Source organism: Cytobacillus sp. GQ23, from assembly GCF_059758675.1.
In genome coordinates, this window is the sequence record NZ_JCAXER010000001.1 from 201,500 (window position 1) to 215,761 (window position 14,262).

Sequence of the window (14,262 nt, forward strand, 5' to 3'; positions counted from 1 at the left end):
CTATACAGCTCTATTTTCCTTTTATTCCATAAATAATGCAGCCGACACCGCACAAAACCCACAAGAGCTTACTCAGTGATACCTTATCAGACATACCAGTCAATCCAATGACTGTCGTCAAAAGAAGCACAGGGGGGCCAACCAGGGCAAGTGAACTATTCATAATCAGCGCTTTTTCAATATCATTCATTCTTAAGATTAAGAGTGCAACGAAAATTTCAATGCTACCCGAAATAATCCGTAAAATCGCCATACCGAGAATCGCTTTATCCAGAAAAAGAAACATCACGTACCTCCTAAACCTTCTTGTCGTCATTATATGAGAGCTGACCGTAATCAAGGACAAGTTTTCAAAAGTAAATGTTACATAGGTAAGACAAATATTACAGGATACAGTGATAGGGTCTTTTCCCTAAAGTCCATAGGAAGCGCAGGCAAGTGTTCTTCTATTGGTAAACATATAAGTATTTCTAAGTCTATCAAACTTTAAATTACCCCCTTACAGGATTTTTGTATGGAAGAATTATGCAGAATTAACGGCACGCCTATGTTAAAATTATCTATTTTTTAATGCAGCTGTAATCCTTTCCCATAAGGTGTTAAGTAAAATATAAGAAAGGGGGAGAATTGCGATGGAGAAAGCTATTTTACATTACCATGACTTATTGGAAATGCTGGATGGATTGTTAAGAGACCCAAAATTATTCTGGGAAAATTTTTATGAAGATCGAGAAAAAGAGATTCCATTTTTCAAAGCGAAAGGACCGGATGAAAACCTGGCTGAGTATATTCAAAATGGACTGCAGCCGGGGAAGGTACTGGAAGTTGGATGCGGCCCAGGGAGGAATTCCATTTTTCTGGAGAAGAATGGGGCGCAAGTGGATGCCATTGATATTTCCGAAAAGGCGATCAACTGGGCTGCAGAAAGAGCAAATGAAGAACAGGCAACTATTCATTTTGAATGCGTATCTCTATTTGACTTTCATTTTAAACCTCACAGCTATGATTTTATCTATGACAGCGGCATGTTTCACCATCTTCCGCCTCACAGAAGGCTGACATACCTGGAAATAATCAAAGCTGCACTCAAGCCTGGAGGAAAGTTTGGATTGGTATGCTTTAATCCGGATGGCGCGCTGCCAACGCCCGACTGGGAGGTATATCGCATCGGCAGCTTAAAGGGTGGCATCGGGTATACAGAAGGTAGATTGAAAGCAATCTTTCAAGATGACTTTCATTTATTGGAGTTTAGAAAGATGAAAAAAATACAGCAGCCCAGTAATCTATTTGGAGAAGACTTTTTATGGGCATGTTTGATGAGCTTAAAATAAATTCAGGAGGAAAATATGACAAGAAAAGTGGCTGTTACCGCCTATAATCCTGAATGGCCATCCAGGTTTCAAAGGGAGGCAGAACTCATCAGGGCCATCTTTAATGATGAGATTGTGGAGATTCACCATATAGGGAGCACCTCGATTCCAGGTATGGCAGCAAAGCCAGTCATTGATATAATGCCTATCGTTAGAGATATTGAGATGGTTGATCACTTTAATACGGATATGATTTCACTGGGGTATGAGCCCCGTAGGGAAAATGGCTTGCCCGGCAGGAGATATTTTCAAAAAGGGGGCAATCAGCGGACACATCATGTCCATATCTATGAAAAAGGGAGTGTGGAAATCACGCGCCACCTGGCTTTTCGTGATTACCTTAGGATATATGTGGAGGATGCTATAAAGTATGGAGCCTTAAAAACTAAGCTGGCAGAACAGTTTCCCTTTGATATTGATTCTTATATTAAAGGAAAGGAAGCGCTGGTGAAGGAAATTGAAATGAAGGCAATGGAGTGGTACAGTAAGAGGCATTCATTCTTGGCAGATTAGTTGCTTTGGATTGAAGTGGCTTTAATAGAGTGCGGCCACGGGCTGCTTCAGACACAGAAAAGAGAAATCACCATCGTAGTGTCAGAACCCGGGCTAACTTCTGACACAAAAAAAGGGAAATCACCCCGCAGAGTCAGAACCCGGGCCAACTTCTGACACAAAATAGGGGAATCGGTCCCGTAGAGTCCGAACCCGGGTCATCTTCTGACACAAAAAAGGGAAATCACCCCCGCAGAGTCGGAACCCGGTCCAATTTCTGACACAAAAAGGGGAAATCACCCCCGCAGAGTCAGAACCCGGTCCAACTTCTGACACAAAAAAGGGGAATCGGTCCCGTAGAGTCCGAACCCGGGTCATCTTCTGACACAATAGAGAGAAAACAGCCCCGCAGAGTCGAAACCCGGTCCAATTTCTGACACAAAAAAGGGGAAACTCCCCGCAGAGTCGGAAGCCAGGCCAACTTTAGACACAGAAAGGGGAAATCACCCCGTAGAGTCCGAACCCGGTCCAACTTCTGACACAAAACAGGGGAAACTGGCCCCGCAGAGTCGGAACCCAGGCCACCTTCTGACACAAAAAAGGGAAATCACCCCGCAGAGTCAGAACCCGGTCCAACTTTTGACACAAAATAGGGGAATCGGTCCCGTAGAGTCCGAACCTGGGTCATCTTCTGACACAAAAACGAGAAATCTGCCCCGTAGAGTCAGAACTCGGGCCAACTTCTGACACAAAAAAGGGAAACTGGCCCCGCAGAGTCGGAACCCAGGCCACCTTCTGACACAAAAAAGGGAAATCACCCCCGCAGAGTCAGAACCCGGTCCAACTTCTGACACAAAAAGGGGAAAACGGCCCCGTAGAGTCAGAACCCGGTCCAACTTTAGACACAGAAAGGGGAAATCACCCCGTAGAGTCAGAACCCGGTCCAACTTCTGACACAAAATAAGGGAAATCACCCCGCAGAGTCAGAACCCGGTCCAACTTCTGACACAAAAAAGGGGAATCGGTCCCGTAGAGTCAGAACCCGGTCCAACTTCTGACACAAAAAGGGGAAATCACCCCCGCAGAGTCAGAACCCGGACCAACTCCACCAACTTACCCCAATCTCAACTGCTGCCATTCCCAATCCCTTACTCATAATTCCGCTCAATAATAAAATGAGCATAATCCCCGCGGAACATCGTTCGGGAATGCTCGATTAAACTGCCATCTTCAATATGGGCATAGGTCTCAAGTGAGAAACACGGTGTTTCAGGTTTGATTTTCAGCAGATCACTGATTTCTTCCTCGGGGAGCCTGATTTCTAAATGCTCCACGGTCTTTTTGATTTTTAAATCGTAATCTGTCTGCAGCAAATGGTATAAGGAATCTTCACAGGCCTGCCGGTTTAAGCTGGGGGTCTTTTTCCATGGCAGGAAGGATTTTTCGTATTGTAGAGGCTCGTTATCCGCATATCTGATTCGTTCGAGAACATTCACAGGGTCGCCTTCTGACAAGTCAAAGATATTTGCCAGGAAGGAATCGGCAGGGATGACTTCGAGGTTTATCACTTTTGTCAGCGGTTTTTTTCCCTGCATTACCATCTGCTTTGAAAAGTTTTCGACTGTAGAAGTAAGCCGCTGCTTCACTTTATGGCTTGATACAAATGTGCCTCTGCCTTGCTGGCGGTAGATATGGCCTTCTGTGCTCAGCTGCTGGAGTGCTGTTCGAATAGTGGTCCGGCTGACTCCATATTTTTCACAAAACTCCGCTTCTGTCGGCAATTTGGTATCCGGTTTGTATTCTCCGTTTCTGATCAGTTCCAGAATGCTTTCTTTAACCTTCAAGTGCAGGGCACTTTCATCGGCAATACCGTCTTTCATAACCGTTCCTCCTACTCTGTTCTTCTATCTATTATTCCATAGATTATATTGTCATATCAAATAATAAATAATTTGTAATAACAAATTTAAAAAATGTATTGAAAAATATAATATTTGTCATTACAATTATTTTCAAGCATAAGGTATTGAAAGGGGGTGATCACTTCAAAAAGGGATTAAGTTTGCTTAAAATTGACTGAATTATCTGTTTTCATCATGGTACTATTAGGATTAGCAATTATTTTATTTTTTGAAATCGCTTACAGAAAAAAGGGGGTTAACCATGAATATTTTGTTGTGCTGTTCAGCTGGAATGTCCACAAGTCTCCTGGTGACAAAAATGAAGGCAAGCGCTGAAAGCCAGGGGATTGACTGTAAAATCTGGGCTGTTGGCAACGGAGAGGTTCGAGACCATATTGATTCGGCCGATGTGCTGCTGCTGGGACCGCAGATCCGGTTTATGACCGAGCAATTAAAGAAGGAAGCAGGAGGCAGGATTCCTGTAGCACCCATAAACCCGATGCATTATGGATTATGCAATGGCGAGGAAGTATTAAAGCAAGCTATTTCATTAATAAAGGGTGAATAGTGATGATGACGTTTATTGAGAAATATATCATGCCTTATGCTACGAAATTCGGCAACAATAGGCATTTGCTTGCTATCCGGGATGCTTTGATCGGGATGATTGCGATCACAATGGTGGGATCGTTTGCGGTTCTGTTCAATAATCTGGGGGAAATTATTAAGCCATACGGCAGGCTTATGGAAAGCATATTCGGTGAATCCTGGAAAACGCTTGGCGGTGATATTTGGTGGGGAACCTTTGCCTTTTTAACCATTTTCGCCGTGTTTGGCATCTCACACAGGCTTGCCAAATCCTATGGGGATGATGGGTTTGAGGCGATGCTGGTTGCCGCAGCCTGTTTCTTCCTCCTAATTCCTCAGGTTGGCCAAGTGCCGGATACGGAAGGTGCCTGGGGATTCATCGGCTATGGATACTTTAATGCTACCGCCTTATTTACAGGAATTGTGGTGGCACTGCTGGCAACAGAAGTATTTATCCGCCTGGCCAGGGTGAAAGCCTTTATTATCAAACTGCCGGATGGCGTTCCTCCAGCTGTTGCAGGGGCTTTCGCCAAACTGGTGCCGGGCATGCTGACGATTTTCCTGTTTGGAGTGGCAGGTCTTCTGTTCAGAAAAATGACCAATGGGGAATTTTTGAATGACTGGCTGAATACAACTCTTGTCGCACCTCTGACAAATGCGGCCGATTCACTGCCATTTGCGATCCTTATTGTCTTTCTTGTCCATGGTTTTTGGTCGGTTGGCCTTCATGGTCCCAATATTCTTGGTGGGGTTACAACGCCTTTATTTACCTCTCTCGGAACCAAAAATACGGATTTATATGCACAGGGAGTAAAGGATCTGGATCAGTATGCCGTTCTGGCAGGCCCATTTCTGGATGCCTTCGTCTATCTTGGAGGCTCAGGAGCCACTCTTGGACTGATCATTTCGATGTTTATTGCAGGGCGAAAAAGGCACAAGCAATTGCTGGCATTGGGAACGCCGCCAGGAGTTTTCCAAATCAATGAACCAATCCTTTTCGGGCTGCCAATCGTGTTAAATCCTATCTGGCTGATACCGTTTATTTCGGCACCGGTCATTATGACAGTAGTCGCGTACCTGGCTATCAAATGGGGTCTTGTTTATCCGGTCGTTGTGGCAAGCATTCCATGGGTGACGCCTGCTGGAATTGGCGGCTATCTTGCTACGGGAGGACATATCTCCGGGGCAGTGCTGGCTATTGTGAATTTAGCCATTTCCATTGTGATTTACCTTCCATTTGTCTATATTACAGGGAAAATGGATGAAAAGAAGCTGAAGCAGGCGCAGCCTGAACAAACACCGACAATTCAAGGTTAGGCGGGTTTAAGAATGGATAAAGAAAAGCTTTATCAAATATCATTTCAGCTTATTTTGCACAGCGGGAATGCCAGAAGTCTCGCCATGGAATCCATCCGGGAAGCGAAGACGGGGAAGTTTGAAGCTGCTGAAGCAAAAATCCGGGAAGCAGAGGAGGAGTTTGTGCTGGCACACAGACATCAAACCGAGCTGATTCAGGGCGAGGCTTCCGGGGCTCAATTCGATTTGCCCATCATTCTTGTTCATGCACAGGATCATTTGATGAATGCACTGACTGTTAAAGATTTGGCTCAGGAATTAATCGACTTATACAAGAAAATGAATTAAGAGAGGTAAAAGAATGGCACAGCAACCAGAAGGTATAAAAATTGCCGTGATCGGCGGAGGTTCAAGCTATACGCCTGAATTAATTGAAGGCTTTATCAAAAGACATCAGGAATTGCCTGTCAAAGAAATTTGGCTTGTGGATGTGGAGGAAGGGCGGCATAAGCTCGGGATTGTCGGCCAGTTAGCACAGCGGATGGTTGAAAAAGCCGGGGTTCCTATAGAGATTCAGCTTACTATGGATAGGAAAACAGCGCTTAAGAATGCTGACTTTGTTACAACCCAATTCCGCGTCGGGCTTTTGGATGCCAGAGCGAAAGATGAGAAAATCCCGCTTAAATATGGAGTGCTGGGCCAGGAAACCAATGGCCCGGGTGGATTTTTCAAGGCTCTCCGAACCATTCCCGTCATTATGGAGATTTGCCGTGAAATGGAGGAGCTGTGTCCCGATGCATGGCTCATCAATTTTACCAATCCCGCAGGAATCATTACAGAAGCAGTATTGCGGTACAGCAATATCAAAAAAGTGGTTGGTTTATGCAATGTTCCGATTGGGATGGAGATGGGGGCAGCCCAGTTATTGAATGTGAATCACAGCAGAGTAAGGATCGATTTTGCAGGACTCAATCACCTGGTCTACGGCCTTGATGTCTATGTGGATGGAGTAAGCGTTAAGGATGAACTGCTGAAGAAGCTTACAGACAAAGAAAAATCAATCACCATGAAAAATATCCATGCAATGGGATGGGAGCCGGAATTTCTGCAGGCATTAAATGTGCTGCCATGTCCTTACCATAATTATTATTATAAAACACGTGAAATGGTGGAAGAAGAAGTTAAGGCAGCATCAGAAGGCGGGACCCGGGCAGAGGTGGTTAAAAAGCTGGAGGAAGAGCTTTTTCAGTTATACCAGAATCCGGATCTTGCCGAAAAGCCGCCCCAGCTCGAAAAAAGGGGAGGTGCATACTACAGTGATGCGGCATGCAGGCTCATTCATTCCATTTATACAGATAAAAGGGATATACAGCCGGTTAACACCAGAAATAATGGTGCAATTGCAGGGCTGGCGGCGGATTCTGCCGTGGAAGTCAGCTGCTTAATCACGAAGGACGGACCAAAGCCAATAGCGGTCGGGGAACTTCCAATAGCAGTTAGAGGACTGGTTCAATCTATTAAGTCCTTTGAAAGGGTGACAATAGAAGCGGCCCTGACAGGTGATTACGATACCGCTCTTCTAGCACTGACAATTAATCCACTGATGGGTTCAGACGTTATCGCGAAAAAAATATTGGATGAAATGCTCGAAGCTCATCGTTCCTATTTGCCGCAATTTCAATAAAATGTGCAGGGCAGCATTACTTCCAGGCTGCCTTGTATCTATTTAACCGGAGGCCACAATTTATGATAAACCTCATCGTCAATGCAGATGATTTTGGATATAGTCCCGGCGTCAATTATGGGATATTGCATAGCTTTTTAAATGGAATTGTCAATTCCGCCACCATGATGATGAACATGGACGGAACCGCCCAGGCCCTGATTATGGCTAAACAATACCCCGGCTTGCGAACTGGCGTGCATTTAGTCCTCACATGCGGGAACCCTTTATTATCTGATTGCAAGACCTTAACTAAAAAAGATGGAACCTTCAAATCTCAGGGGGATTTAGAGGGAATCTCACTAGATGAACTGGAACGGGAGTGGTCTGCACAAATTGAGCGGTTTATCGCAGCAGGTCTCACTCCGTCCCATTTGGACAGCCATCATCACGTCCATACACGGGAGGAGTTTCTCCCAGTAGTTCAATCCCTGTCGCAAAAATACGGTCTCCCTTTCAGAGTAAATGGCGATATGCCGATTAAAGGGGTCAAAAGCTATACTGACAGATGCTTATTGGATTTTTACGGAGACGGCATTCAGGAAGACTATTTCAGCAGACTTGCAGAAAGAGCTGAAGACGGGGAAACAGTAGAAGTCATGGTCCATCCGGCATTTGCAGATCATTTGCTTATAGAAGGGTCTTCTTACAATTTGCAGCGCATAAAAGAGCTGGAAATACTCTGCTCTGCCAAACTTCCCTCTGATATTAAGCTCCTATAAAAAAACAGTGTCCCAAAGTGGACACTGTTTTTTACTTTACTTCTTTATTTTCTTCATTTCATCTGCAACAAACTCAACATCTGTTCCGACAATGATCTGCAGATTCGTTTTGCTTAATTTCATGATTCCTTTAGCGCCATGTGCCTTCAGTGCGCTTTCTTTCACTTTTTCCATATCAGCAATGTTTAAGCGAAGGCGTGTCGCACAGTTATCAATGCTGGTGATGTTGTCAGCACCGCCAATATCTTTAATAAAATGGCTGGCCATGACTTCGTACTTGCTGCTGCCGGTAGAGACAGGCTCACCCTCATCTTCAACGATATCTTCATCGTCTTCACGGCCAGGTGTTTTCAGGTTTAGTGCTTTAATTAATGCATAGAAGATAACAAAGTACAGAATTGCGTAGATGACGCCAATTCCCAAAAGCAGCAGAGGCTTTTCTGCGATATTATAGTTCAGTGCAAAGTCAAGTGCGCCTGCTGAGAATGTGAAGCCATCGCGGATGCCCAGTAAGGATGTTACCCACATGGAAACACCGGTTAAAACTGCATGCACTCCATATAAAAGAGGTGCAATAAACATAAAGGAGAACTCGATTGGTTCTGTAATACCAGTCAGGAATGAAGTCAGTGCCAGACCGATGAACATTCCTGATACGGCTTTTCGCTTTTCAGGCTTTGCCGTTGCAATAATCGCAAATGCGGCAGCCGGAAGACCGAACATCATAACAGGGAAGAAACCAGTCATGTATGCTCCTGCAGATGGATCTCCTGCGAAGAAGCGGGCAATATCCCCGGTGACTCCTTCAAATTCACCGAACTGGAACCAGAATAAGCTGTTCAATACATGATGCAGACCCAATGGAATTAACAGGCGGTTCATGAAACCGAATAAACCTGAACCCAAAGCGCCAAGACCAATAATCCAGTTGCCCAGTGCATCAATTGCACCCTGGATTGGCGGCCAGGCAAACCCGGCGATGGCAGCCAGAAGAATCATGGTAACGGACGTAATAATCGGCACGAAGCGGCGTCCGCTGAAGAATCCAAGCCAATCCGGAAGCTTTATATCATGGAAGCGGTTATATAATAATCCGGCAATAATCCCGGCAATAATACCGCCCAGTACTCCCATATTTATATTTTCATCGATGGCAATTGCTCCCTCAGTAAGTACTAGAAAGCCGATGGCTCCTGAGAGGGCTGCAGCCCCATTATTATCCTTCGCAAATCCCATGGCAACCCCAATGGCAAAAATAAGTGCAAGGTTCGCGAAAATGGCATCGCCGGCATTAGCGATAAACGGTATGCCCAGCAGATCATCCTGTCCAAAGCGGAGCAGAAGACCAGCGGCAGGCAGAACGGCAATCGGAAGCATTAATGCCTTACCAATTCTCTGTAGGAATCCTAACATAATGATCTCTCCTTAATAAAAATAATGAAGTAAGAAAGCGTTTTACTAAACTGTCGTAATCATACCAAAATATAAATATAGTTGTCTATACCATTTTAAAAAGAAAAATTTCTGCTCATTTTCAAAAATAGGTTTTGATTGTGTCTAAATTGGTATAGACAACTATACGTTGTGATGATACGATAAGAATATAAATGGGTTTATTTTATTCCAATATTTTGCCTTCATTAGTGCAAATATATACTTATTAAGCTTTAGGCAGGGAGGAACTCATAATGGAGATCATTAAAGTTAACAACTATGAAGAAATGAGTAAAACTGCAGCAGATTACATCAGCAGGAAGGTACGCCAATTTCCTGAAGTGACATTAGGGCTGGCAACCGGAAGCACACCTGTGGGTACTTATAAACGATTGATTGAAGATCATCGGGAAAACGGAACATCATATAAAAAGGTAACAACCTTTAATTTAGACGAGTATATCGGCCTTTCAGGGGAAAACCCGCAAAGCTACCGAAATTTTATGAATACCCAATTGTTTGACCATGTTGATATTCGCAAGGAAAATACCTTTGTCCCAAGTGGTACTGCCGAGGATTTAGACGCAGAATGCCGAAACTATGAGAGTAAGCTTAAAAACCATGGCGGCATTGATCTGCAAATTTTGGGCATTGGCAATAATGGGCATATTGGCTTTAATGAGCCTGGCACTTCTTTTTCGTCTAAAACTCATATCGTGGACTTGGCTCAATCTACTATCGAAGCCAACGCCAGATTTTTTAACGATATCAAAGAGGTGCCGACCAGAGCCATTACAATGGGAATCTCTACAATTATGCAGAGCCGGGAGATTCTTCTGCTTGCATCAGGTGAAGCAAAAGCGGATGCGATTCAGCAGCTTCTTGGAAATGGTGTGACTGAACATTTCCCTGCATCTATCTTAAGAAATCATCCAAATGTAAAAATTATTGCCGATGAAGCGGCTTTAAGCGCATCCGAAATCAGGGTATAAATGGGGTAGTATAGATGCTGGAAAAATATCTGAACGATATTAAAGAATTACTGTCACTTGTGGAAAAAGAAGAAAGTCAAAAAATCAAAGAAGCAGCGCGGGTATTGGCTGAATGCATTCAAAACGATGGGATTATTCATGTTTTTGGCTGCGGGCACTCTCATATGTTAGGGGAAGAGCTGTTTTACCGTGCAGGGGGACTTGCCCCCATTAAACCGATTTTTGTGGAGGATTTAATGCTGCACAAGGGAGCAGTCCGTTCTTCTTCCTTGGAGAAGAAAAATGATTTAGCAGCAGAATTCATGGAAAATACGGATATCCGGCCGAATGATGTGGTAATTGTGGCATCCACCTCGGGCCGTAATCCAGTTCCGATTGATGCAGCAGAAATCGCTAAAGCAAACGGGGCATTCGTGATTGGGATTACTTCCCCTCGCTATGCTGAAACGCAATCGTCCCGCCATACTCAAGGAAAGTATTTGTTTTCATCAGTGGACCTGTCGATTGATAACCATATCGAGCCGGGAGATGCTTTGATGCAGCACCCATCATTTGATAATAGGTTTGGCTCTGCTTCTTCTATTATCGGCTTTTCGATTGTCAACTGTCTGATGGTCGAAGCGATCGGGATTATGCTGGAAAATGGTTTTGAACCGCCCGTTTTTAAAAGCGGAAATGTAGATGGAGCAGATCAGCATAACCTTGAGCTTGTGAAAAAGTATAAAACCAGAATTCCGCTGCTGGAAGGTTAAACATTGGAACTTTCAAAGGCAATCGAACAAACCCGAGAAGCAATGATCCAATGCATTCATTCAAGGGGCCTGACTGACAAAGAGACATTAAGATTGAGCCAGGAATTGGATAAGCTGATTGTGGAATCACAGCGAAAGAAAATGGCTAAGAAGAAGTCCCATTAGAGGCTCTTGAAAAAATGCAAACCTATTTCAATAAATAAATGAGATAATAAAAACCCGCTCAGGCTTGAGCGGGTTTTCCTAATCACAAAGCGTCTTTAATCACTTTTTTCGAATACATCACAGACAGTATTCCGAAAATCGAATAGAGCACCGTGTAGAGCCCCATAACCAGGAACATTGGCATCCACAGTTCGCTGCCAAAGAAGAACCAGCCTGATTTTACGGCAAAGCAGCTGTGAAGCAGACCGACCACCAGCGGAATTCCAAAGTTAAAAGCCATTTTGGATTGAATCCCGTGCAGCAGGTCTCCCTGTGTAAAGCCAAGTTTCCGCAGGATCGTATAATTTGGTTTTTCATCCTCACTCTGATCCATTTGTTTGAAATATAGAATGCAGCCAGAAGTGACCAGGAAGGTCAAGCCAAGAAAGCCGACAATAAACATAATTAACCCCATATTCATTTTTTGCTGTGTGCTCATCTCCAACTGAGAATCGGCTCTGCCGCTGATCTCCATCTTTTTAAAGAGTGTATTCGCTTTTACCATATCGCTTTCATTCTTCAAATCAACCCCGATGAAAATAGAATCCTCCAGCTGAATTTCAGGATCAAGGTCAGCTTTCAGCTCTTCAAATACCTTTTCATCCACAATGGCCACGGGCAGGCCGCCTGCTGTAAAATGAAAGGGAATGACAAAGTCTTTATTCAGCCCTATATAATTTTGATTAATGGCAGTTGTTTTTCCTTTGAACACGAGCTTACCTGAATCCTTCAGAGTCATGAACTTCTTTAGTGCATCATTATATCCGGTCAGCACGGTTTCTTTAGGGGAAAGAGCTACGCCGGATATGGATTTTTCGCTTACAACAGGAAGAATCGTGTTCGGTGAATCAAAACCCATTTCTTCCATATTCATATCCATAATGTCCTTCATATTAGTATCCACCTGCAATACCTCAATGCTTTGCTCCTTATACTCTAATCCTTCTTTGTGAAGGCTATCTGCAAACTTCCCTGCATCTTCGTTGTCAGTGAATGAAAAGTGGGAAGGCAGACTGTCCTTAGCTGATTTTTCAGCTGAGTAGTAAGAGATATAGCTTAAAGACAGAAGTCCGATCGCAAGCGCGGATACTGTTGTAATAATGGTTAAAAGCAGTGCACTCGACTTCATGCGGAACATGATGGAGGACAGTGAAAGCACTTCGTTTACATTAAGGTATCCATCTTTCTTTTTGCGGATCAGGCTGGCGATAAAGGTGACAGATCCTTTGTAGAAAAGGTAGGTTCCAATGATAACGGAAGCAAGAATGACTACCATTGCGAGGAACAGCTCGTTCATGGAAGTGAAGTCCCCGCCAAATAAAAGGGAAGAGATGTAATAGCCGGCAATAATCAAGGCCAGACCAAGCACGCCCAATATCATTTCCCAGATGGACAGCTTTTTTACTTTTCCTTCAGCAGACGAAACAACTCTGAATAAAGATAAAATGGTCTGCCTTTTAATATAAACATAGTTCATCAGCATGATAAAAACATAAATAACCGTAAAGACAATAATCGTCTGCAAGAGCGCCTCACTTGAAAAATGCAGGGAAGCAATCCCTTCAACACCGGTTAATTTAAATAAAATCATGAGTATTAATTTCGAAACCGAAAAGCCGATAAAGATCCCAATGATTATGGAGCCAAAATAAAGGATCAGATTTTCCATGCTGAGCAGCCTGAAGATCTCATTTTTGGTCATTCCGATCAGCTGAAACAGCCCGATTTCCTTACTTCGCCTTTTGATAAAAATAGTGTTGGCGTACAAAAGAAAGATAGAAACAATCGCAACAAGAAGAATGGAGGCCGTTTTGATGGCAGCTGCCCCTTTAATAGAACCCTTTGCTTCAGACATAGATGGATCATATTGGAGGGTAACAAAGGCGAAATAGAGCGCGACACTGAATACAAGCGCGAACACATAGAGATAATAATGTTTCAGATTCTTTTTCAGATTGCGGAGGATGATGGTATTAATGTTCATGCTGCACACCGCCCAGAACGCCTTGTGTTTTCATAATGTCCTTGAAAAAAGCCTGTCTTGTTTGATCTCCTTTATTAAGCTGCGTATAAATGAGGCCATCCTTGATGAAAATAACCCGGCTGCAGAAGCTTGCGGCTACAGGATCATGGGTGACCATAATGATCGTTGCTTTCCTTTTCAGATTTAAATCGCTTAATTTATTTAACAGGTCTGAGGCTGACTTCGAATCCAGCGCACCGGTCGGCTCATCCGCGAAAATGATGCTTGGCTCATGAATAAACGCACGCGCCGCTGAAGTCCGCTGTTTTTGCCCGCCTGAAATTTCGTTTGGATATTTGTCCTTTAACTCTAAAATGCCAAGCTCCGAAGCAACCGCTGCAAACCTTTCATCTGCCTCTTCTTTTGGCGTTTTGCTGATGGAGAGGGGAAGAAGGATATTTTCCTTCACTGTCAAAGTATCCAGGAGATTATATTCCTGAAAGATAAATCCGAGATGCTTCTTGCGGAACTGGGCCAGCTGTTTTTCCCTCAGTCTTGTCATTTCCTTGCCTTCAATGCTGATTTGTCCTCCGCTAACACTGTCAATAGATGAAAGCACATTGAGTAGAGTGGTCTTCCCTGAACCTGAAGCACCCATGATGCTTACAAATTCACCCGTTTTAATCTCCAGATCAATTCCTTTTAAAACTTCCTGACTATTAAATTTATTGCCGTAGCTTTTATGAATTTTTTTGGCTTCCAGTACATTCATGTGTAACCATCCTTTCTTTGATAGCTTTAGTATAGTAGGTTACCATTATGTAA

15 protein-coding genes are annotated in these 14,262 nt (G+C 43.7%); 10 read left to right on the top strand and 5 right to left on the bottom strand.

Going from position 1 to position 14,262, the window contains the following annotated elements; genetic code table 11:
* Nucleotides 1–10 precede the first annotated feature (10 nt).
* Entirely contained in the window at nt 11–286 is a 276-nt protein-coding gene (locus AC6CHU_RS01040) for a YqhV family protein (protein WP_159867678.1), read from the bottom strand.
* A gap of 346 nt (nt 287–632) precedes the next feature.
* On the opposite strand from AC6CHU_RS01040, the gene AC6CHU_RS01045 reads away from it, so the two are divergent.
* Together AC6CHU_RS01045 and AC6CHU_RS01050 are read left to right on the top strand one after the other, a co-directional pair.
* Nucleotides 633–1,331, top strand: coding sequence for a class I SAM-dependent methyltransferase (locus AC6CHU_RS01045; protein WP_159867680.1), 699 nt, complete (start codon nt 633–635; stop codon nt 1,329–1,331).
* Nucleotides 1,332–1,346: 15 nt separating this feature from the next.
* Nucleotides 1,347–1,883, top strand: a complete 537-nt coding sequence (locus tag AC6CHU_RS01050; RefSeq protein WP_159867682.1) for a GrpB family protein — start codon at nt 1,347–1,349, stop codon at nt 1,881–1,883.
* A 1,127-nt stretch (nt 1,884–3,010) separates the two neighbouring features.
* On the opposite strand, the gene AC6CHU_RS01055 is transcribed toward AC6CHU_RS01050, so the two are convergent.
* Nucleotides 3,011–3,742: a GntR family transcriptional regulator gene (locus AC6CHU_RS01055; protein ID WP_159867684.1), complete on the bottom strand. Its 732-nt coding sequence runs from the start codon at nt 3,740–3,742 to the stop codon at nt 3,011–3,013.
* 283 nt (nt 3,743–4,025) lie between these two features.
* Here AC6CHU_RS01055 and AC6CHU_RS01060 point away from each other — a divergent pair, with 283 nt between their 5' ends.
* The 5 genes from AC6CHU_RS01060 to chbG all read left to right on the top strand — a co-directional run bounded on the left by AC6CHU_RS01060 (nt 4,026) and on the right by chbG (nt 8,092).
* Nucleotides 4,026–4,331, top strand: a complete 306-nt coding sequence (locus AC6CHU_RS01060) for a PTS sugar transporter subunit IIB (protein WP_159867687.1) — start codon at nt 4,026–4,028, stop codon at nt 4,329–4,331.
* 2 nt (nt 4,332–4,333) lie between these two features.
* A complete protein-coding gene (locus AC6CHU_RS01065; RefSeq protein WP_159867690.1) occupies nt 4,334–5,668 on the top strand; it encodes a PTS sugar transporter subunit IIC in 1,335 nt (444 codons plus the stop codon).
* A gap of 12 nt (nt 5,669–5,680) precedes the next feature.
* Nucleotides 5,681–5,995, top strand: a complete 315-nt coding sequence (locus AC6CHU_RS01070; RefSeq protein ID WP_159867693.1) for a PTS sugar transporter subunit IIA — start codon at nt 5,681–5,683, stop codon at nt 5,993–5,995.
* 13 nt (nt 5,996–6,008) lie between these two features.
* On the top strand, nt 6,009–7,331 hold the full coding sequence (locus AC6CHU_RS01075; RefSeq protein WP_159867696.1) for a 6-phospho-beta-glucosidase: 1,323 nt from the start codon (nt 6,009–6,011) through the stop codon (nt 7,329–7,331).
* A 62-nt stretch (nt 7,332–7,393) separates the two neighbouring features.
* On the top strand, nt 7,394–8,092 hold the full coding sequence (gene chbG / locus AC6CHU_RS01080) for a chitin disaccharide deacetylase (RefSeq protein ID WP_159867699.1): 699 nt from the start codon (nt 7,394–7,396) through the stop codon (nt 8,090–8,092).
* Nucleotides 8,093–8,128: 36 nt separating this feature from the next.
* Here the strand turns inward: chbG and nagE are convergent, their stop codons facing one another.
* Nucleotides 8,129–9,505 carry an N-acetylglucosamine-specific PTS transporter subunit IIBC gene (nagE, locus tag AC6CHU_RS01085; protein WP_159867702.1) on the bottom strand — a complete coding sequence of 459 codons (1,377 nt, stop codon included), beginning with the start codon at nt 9,503–9,505 and terminating at the stop codon, nt 8,129–8,131.
* A 275-nt stretch (nt 9,506–9,780) separates the two neighbouring features.
* On the opposite strand from nagE, the gene nagB reads away from it, so the two are divergent.
* Genes nagB through AC6CHU_RS01100 form a run of 3 tightly spaced genes read left to right on the top strand, consistent with a single transcriptional unit; the run spans nt 9,781 to nt 11,435 of the window.
* A complete protein-coding gene (nagB, locus tag AC6CHU_RS01090; RefSeq protein ID WP_498119689.1) occupies nt 9,781–10,518 on the top strand; it encodes a glucosamine-6-phosphate deaminase in 738 nt (245 codons plus the stop codon).
* Between the two features lie 14 nt (nt 10,519–10,532).
* The gene (locus tag AC6CHU_RS01095) at nt 10,533–11,270 is read left to right on the top strand and encodes an SIS domain-containing protein (protein WP_498119691.1); all 738 of its coding nucleotides are present in this window, start codon (nt 10,533–10,535) and stop codon (nt 11,268–11,270) included.
* A gap of 3 nt (nt 11,271–11,273) precedes the next feature.
* Nucleotides 11,274–11,435 (top strand): aspartyl-phosphate phosphatase Spo0E family protein, encoded by a 162-nt coding sequence (locus AC6CHU_RS01100; protein ID WP_251282923.1) that lies wholly within the window; start codon nt 11,274–11,276, stop codon nt 11,433–11,435.
* 82 nt (nt 11,436–11,517) lie between these two features.
* Here the strand turns inward: AC6CHU_RS01100 and AC6CHU_RS01105 are convergent, their stop codons facing one another.
* Nucleotides 11,518–13,458 carry an ABC transporter permease gene (locus AC6CHU_RS01105; RefSeq protein WP_498119693.1) on the bottom strand — a complete coding sequence of 647 codons (1,941 nt, stop codon included), beginning with the start codon at nt 13,456–13,458 and terminating at the stop codon, nt 11,518–11,520.
* Nucleotides 13,448–14,209: an ABC transporter ATP-binding protein gene (locus AC6CHU_RS01110; protein ID WP_498119695.1), complete on the bottom strand. Its 762-nt coding sequence runs from the start codon at nt 14,207–14,209 to the stop codon at nt 13,448–13,450. The genes AC6CHU_RS01105 and AC6CHU_RS01110 overlap by 11 nt, the downstream gene beginning before the upstream one ends.
* Nucleotides 14,210–14,262 lie beyond the last annotated feature (53 nt).

Bases quoted from the DNA above. Each gene is read 5' to 3' on its own strand.
- AC6CHU_RS01040 (WP_159867678.1), bottom strand. From the start codon at position 286: ATGTTTCTTTTTCTGGATAAAGCGATTCTCGGTATGGCGATTTTACGG.
- AC6CHU_RS01045 (WP_159867680.1), top strand. From the start codon at position 633: ATGGAGAAAGCTATTTTACATTACCATGACTTATTGGAAATGCTGGAT.
- AC6CHU_RS01050 (WP_159867682.1), top strand. From the start codon at position 1,347: ATGACAAGAAAAGTGGCTGTTACCGCCTATAATCCTGAATGGCCATCC.
- AC6CHU_RS01055 (WP_159867684.1), bottom strand. From the start codon at position 3,742: ATGAAAGACGGTATTGCCGATGAAAGTGCCCTGCACTTGAAGGTTAAA.
- AC6CHU_RS01060 (WP_159867687.1), top strand. From the start codon at position 4,026: ATGAATATTTTGTTGTGCTGTTCAGCTGGAATGTCCACAAGTCTCCTG.
- AC6CHU_RS01065 (WP_159867690.1), top strand. From the start codon at position 4,334: ATGATGACGTTTATTGAGAAATATATCATGCCTTATGCTACGAAATTC.
- AC6CHU_RS01070 (WP_159867693.1), top strand. From the start codon at position 5,681: ATGGATAAAGAAAAGCTTTATCAAATATCATTTCAGCTTATTTTGCAC.
- AC6CHU_RS01075 (WP_159867696.1), top strand. From the start codon at position 6,009: ATGGCACAGCAACCAGAAGGTATAAAAATTGCCGTGATCGGCGGAGGT.
- chbG (WP_159867699.1), top strand. From the start codon at position 7,394: ATGATAAACCTCATCGTCAATGCAGATGATTTTGGATATAGTCCCGGC.
- nagE (WP_159867702.1), bottom strand. From the start codon at position 9,505: ATGTTAGGATTCCTACAGAGAATTGGTAAGGCATTAATGCTTCCGATT.
- nagB (WP_498119689.1), top strand. From the start codon at position 9,781: ATGGAGATCATTAAAGTTAACAACTATGAAGAAATGAGTAAAACTGCA.
- AC6CHU_RS01095 (WP_498119691.1), top strand. From the start codon at position 10,533: ATGCTGGAAAAATATCTGAACGATATTAAAGAATTACTGTCACTTGTG.
- AC6CHU_RS01105 (WP_498119693.1), bottom strand. From the start codon at position 13,458: ATGAACATTAATACCATCATCCTCCGCAATCTGAAAAAGAATCTGAAA.
- AC6CHU_RS01110 (WP_498119695.1), bottom strand. From the start codon at position 14,209: ATGAATGTACTGGAAGCCAAAAAAATTCATAAAAGCTACGGCAATAAA.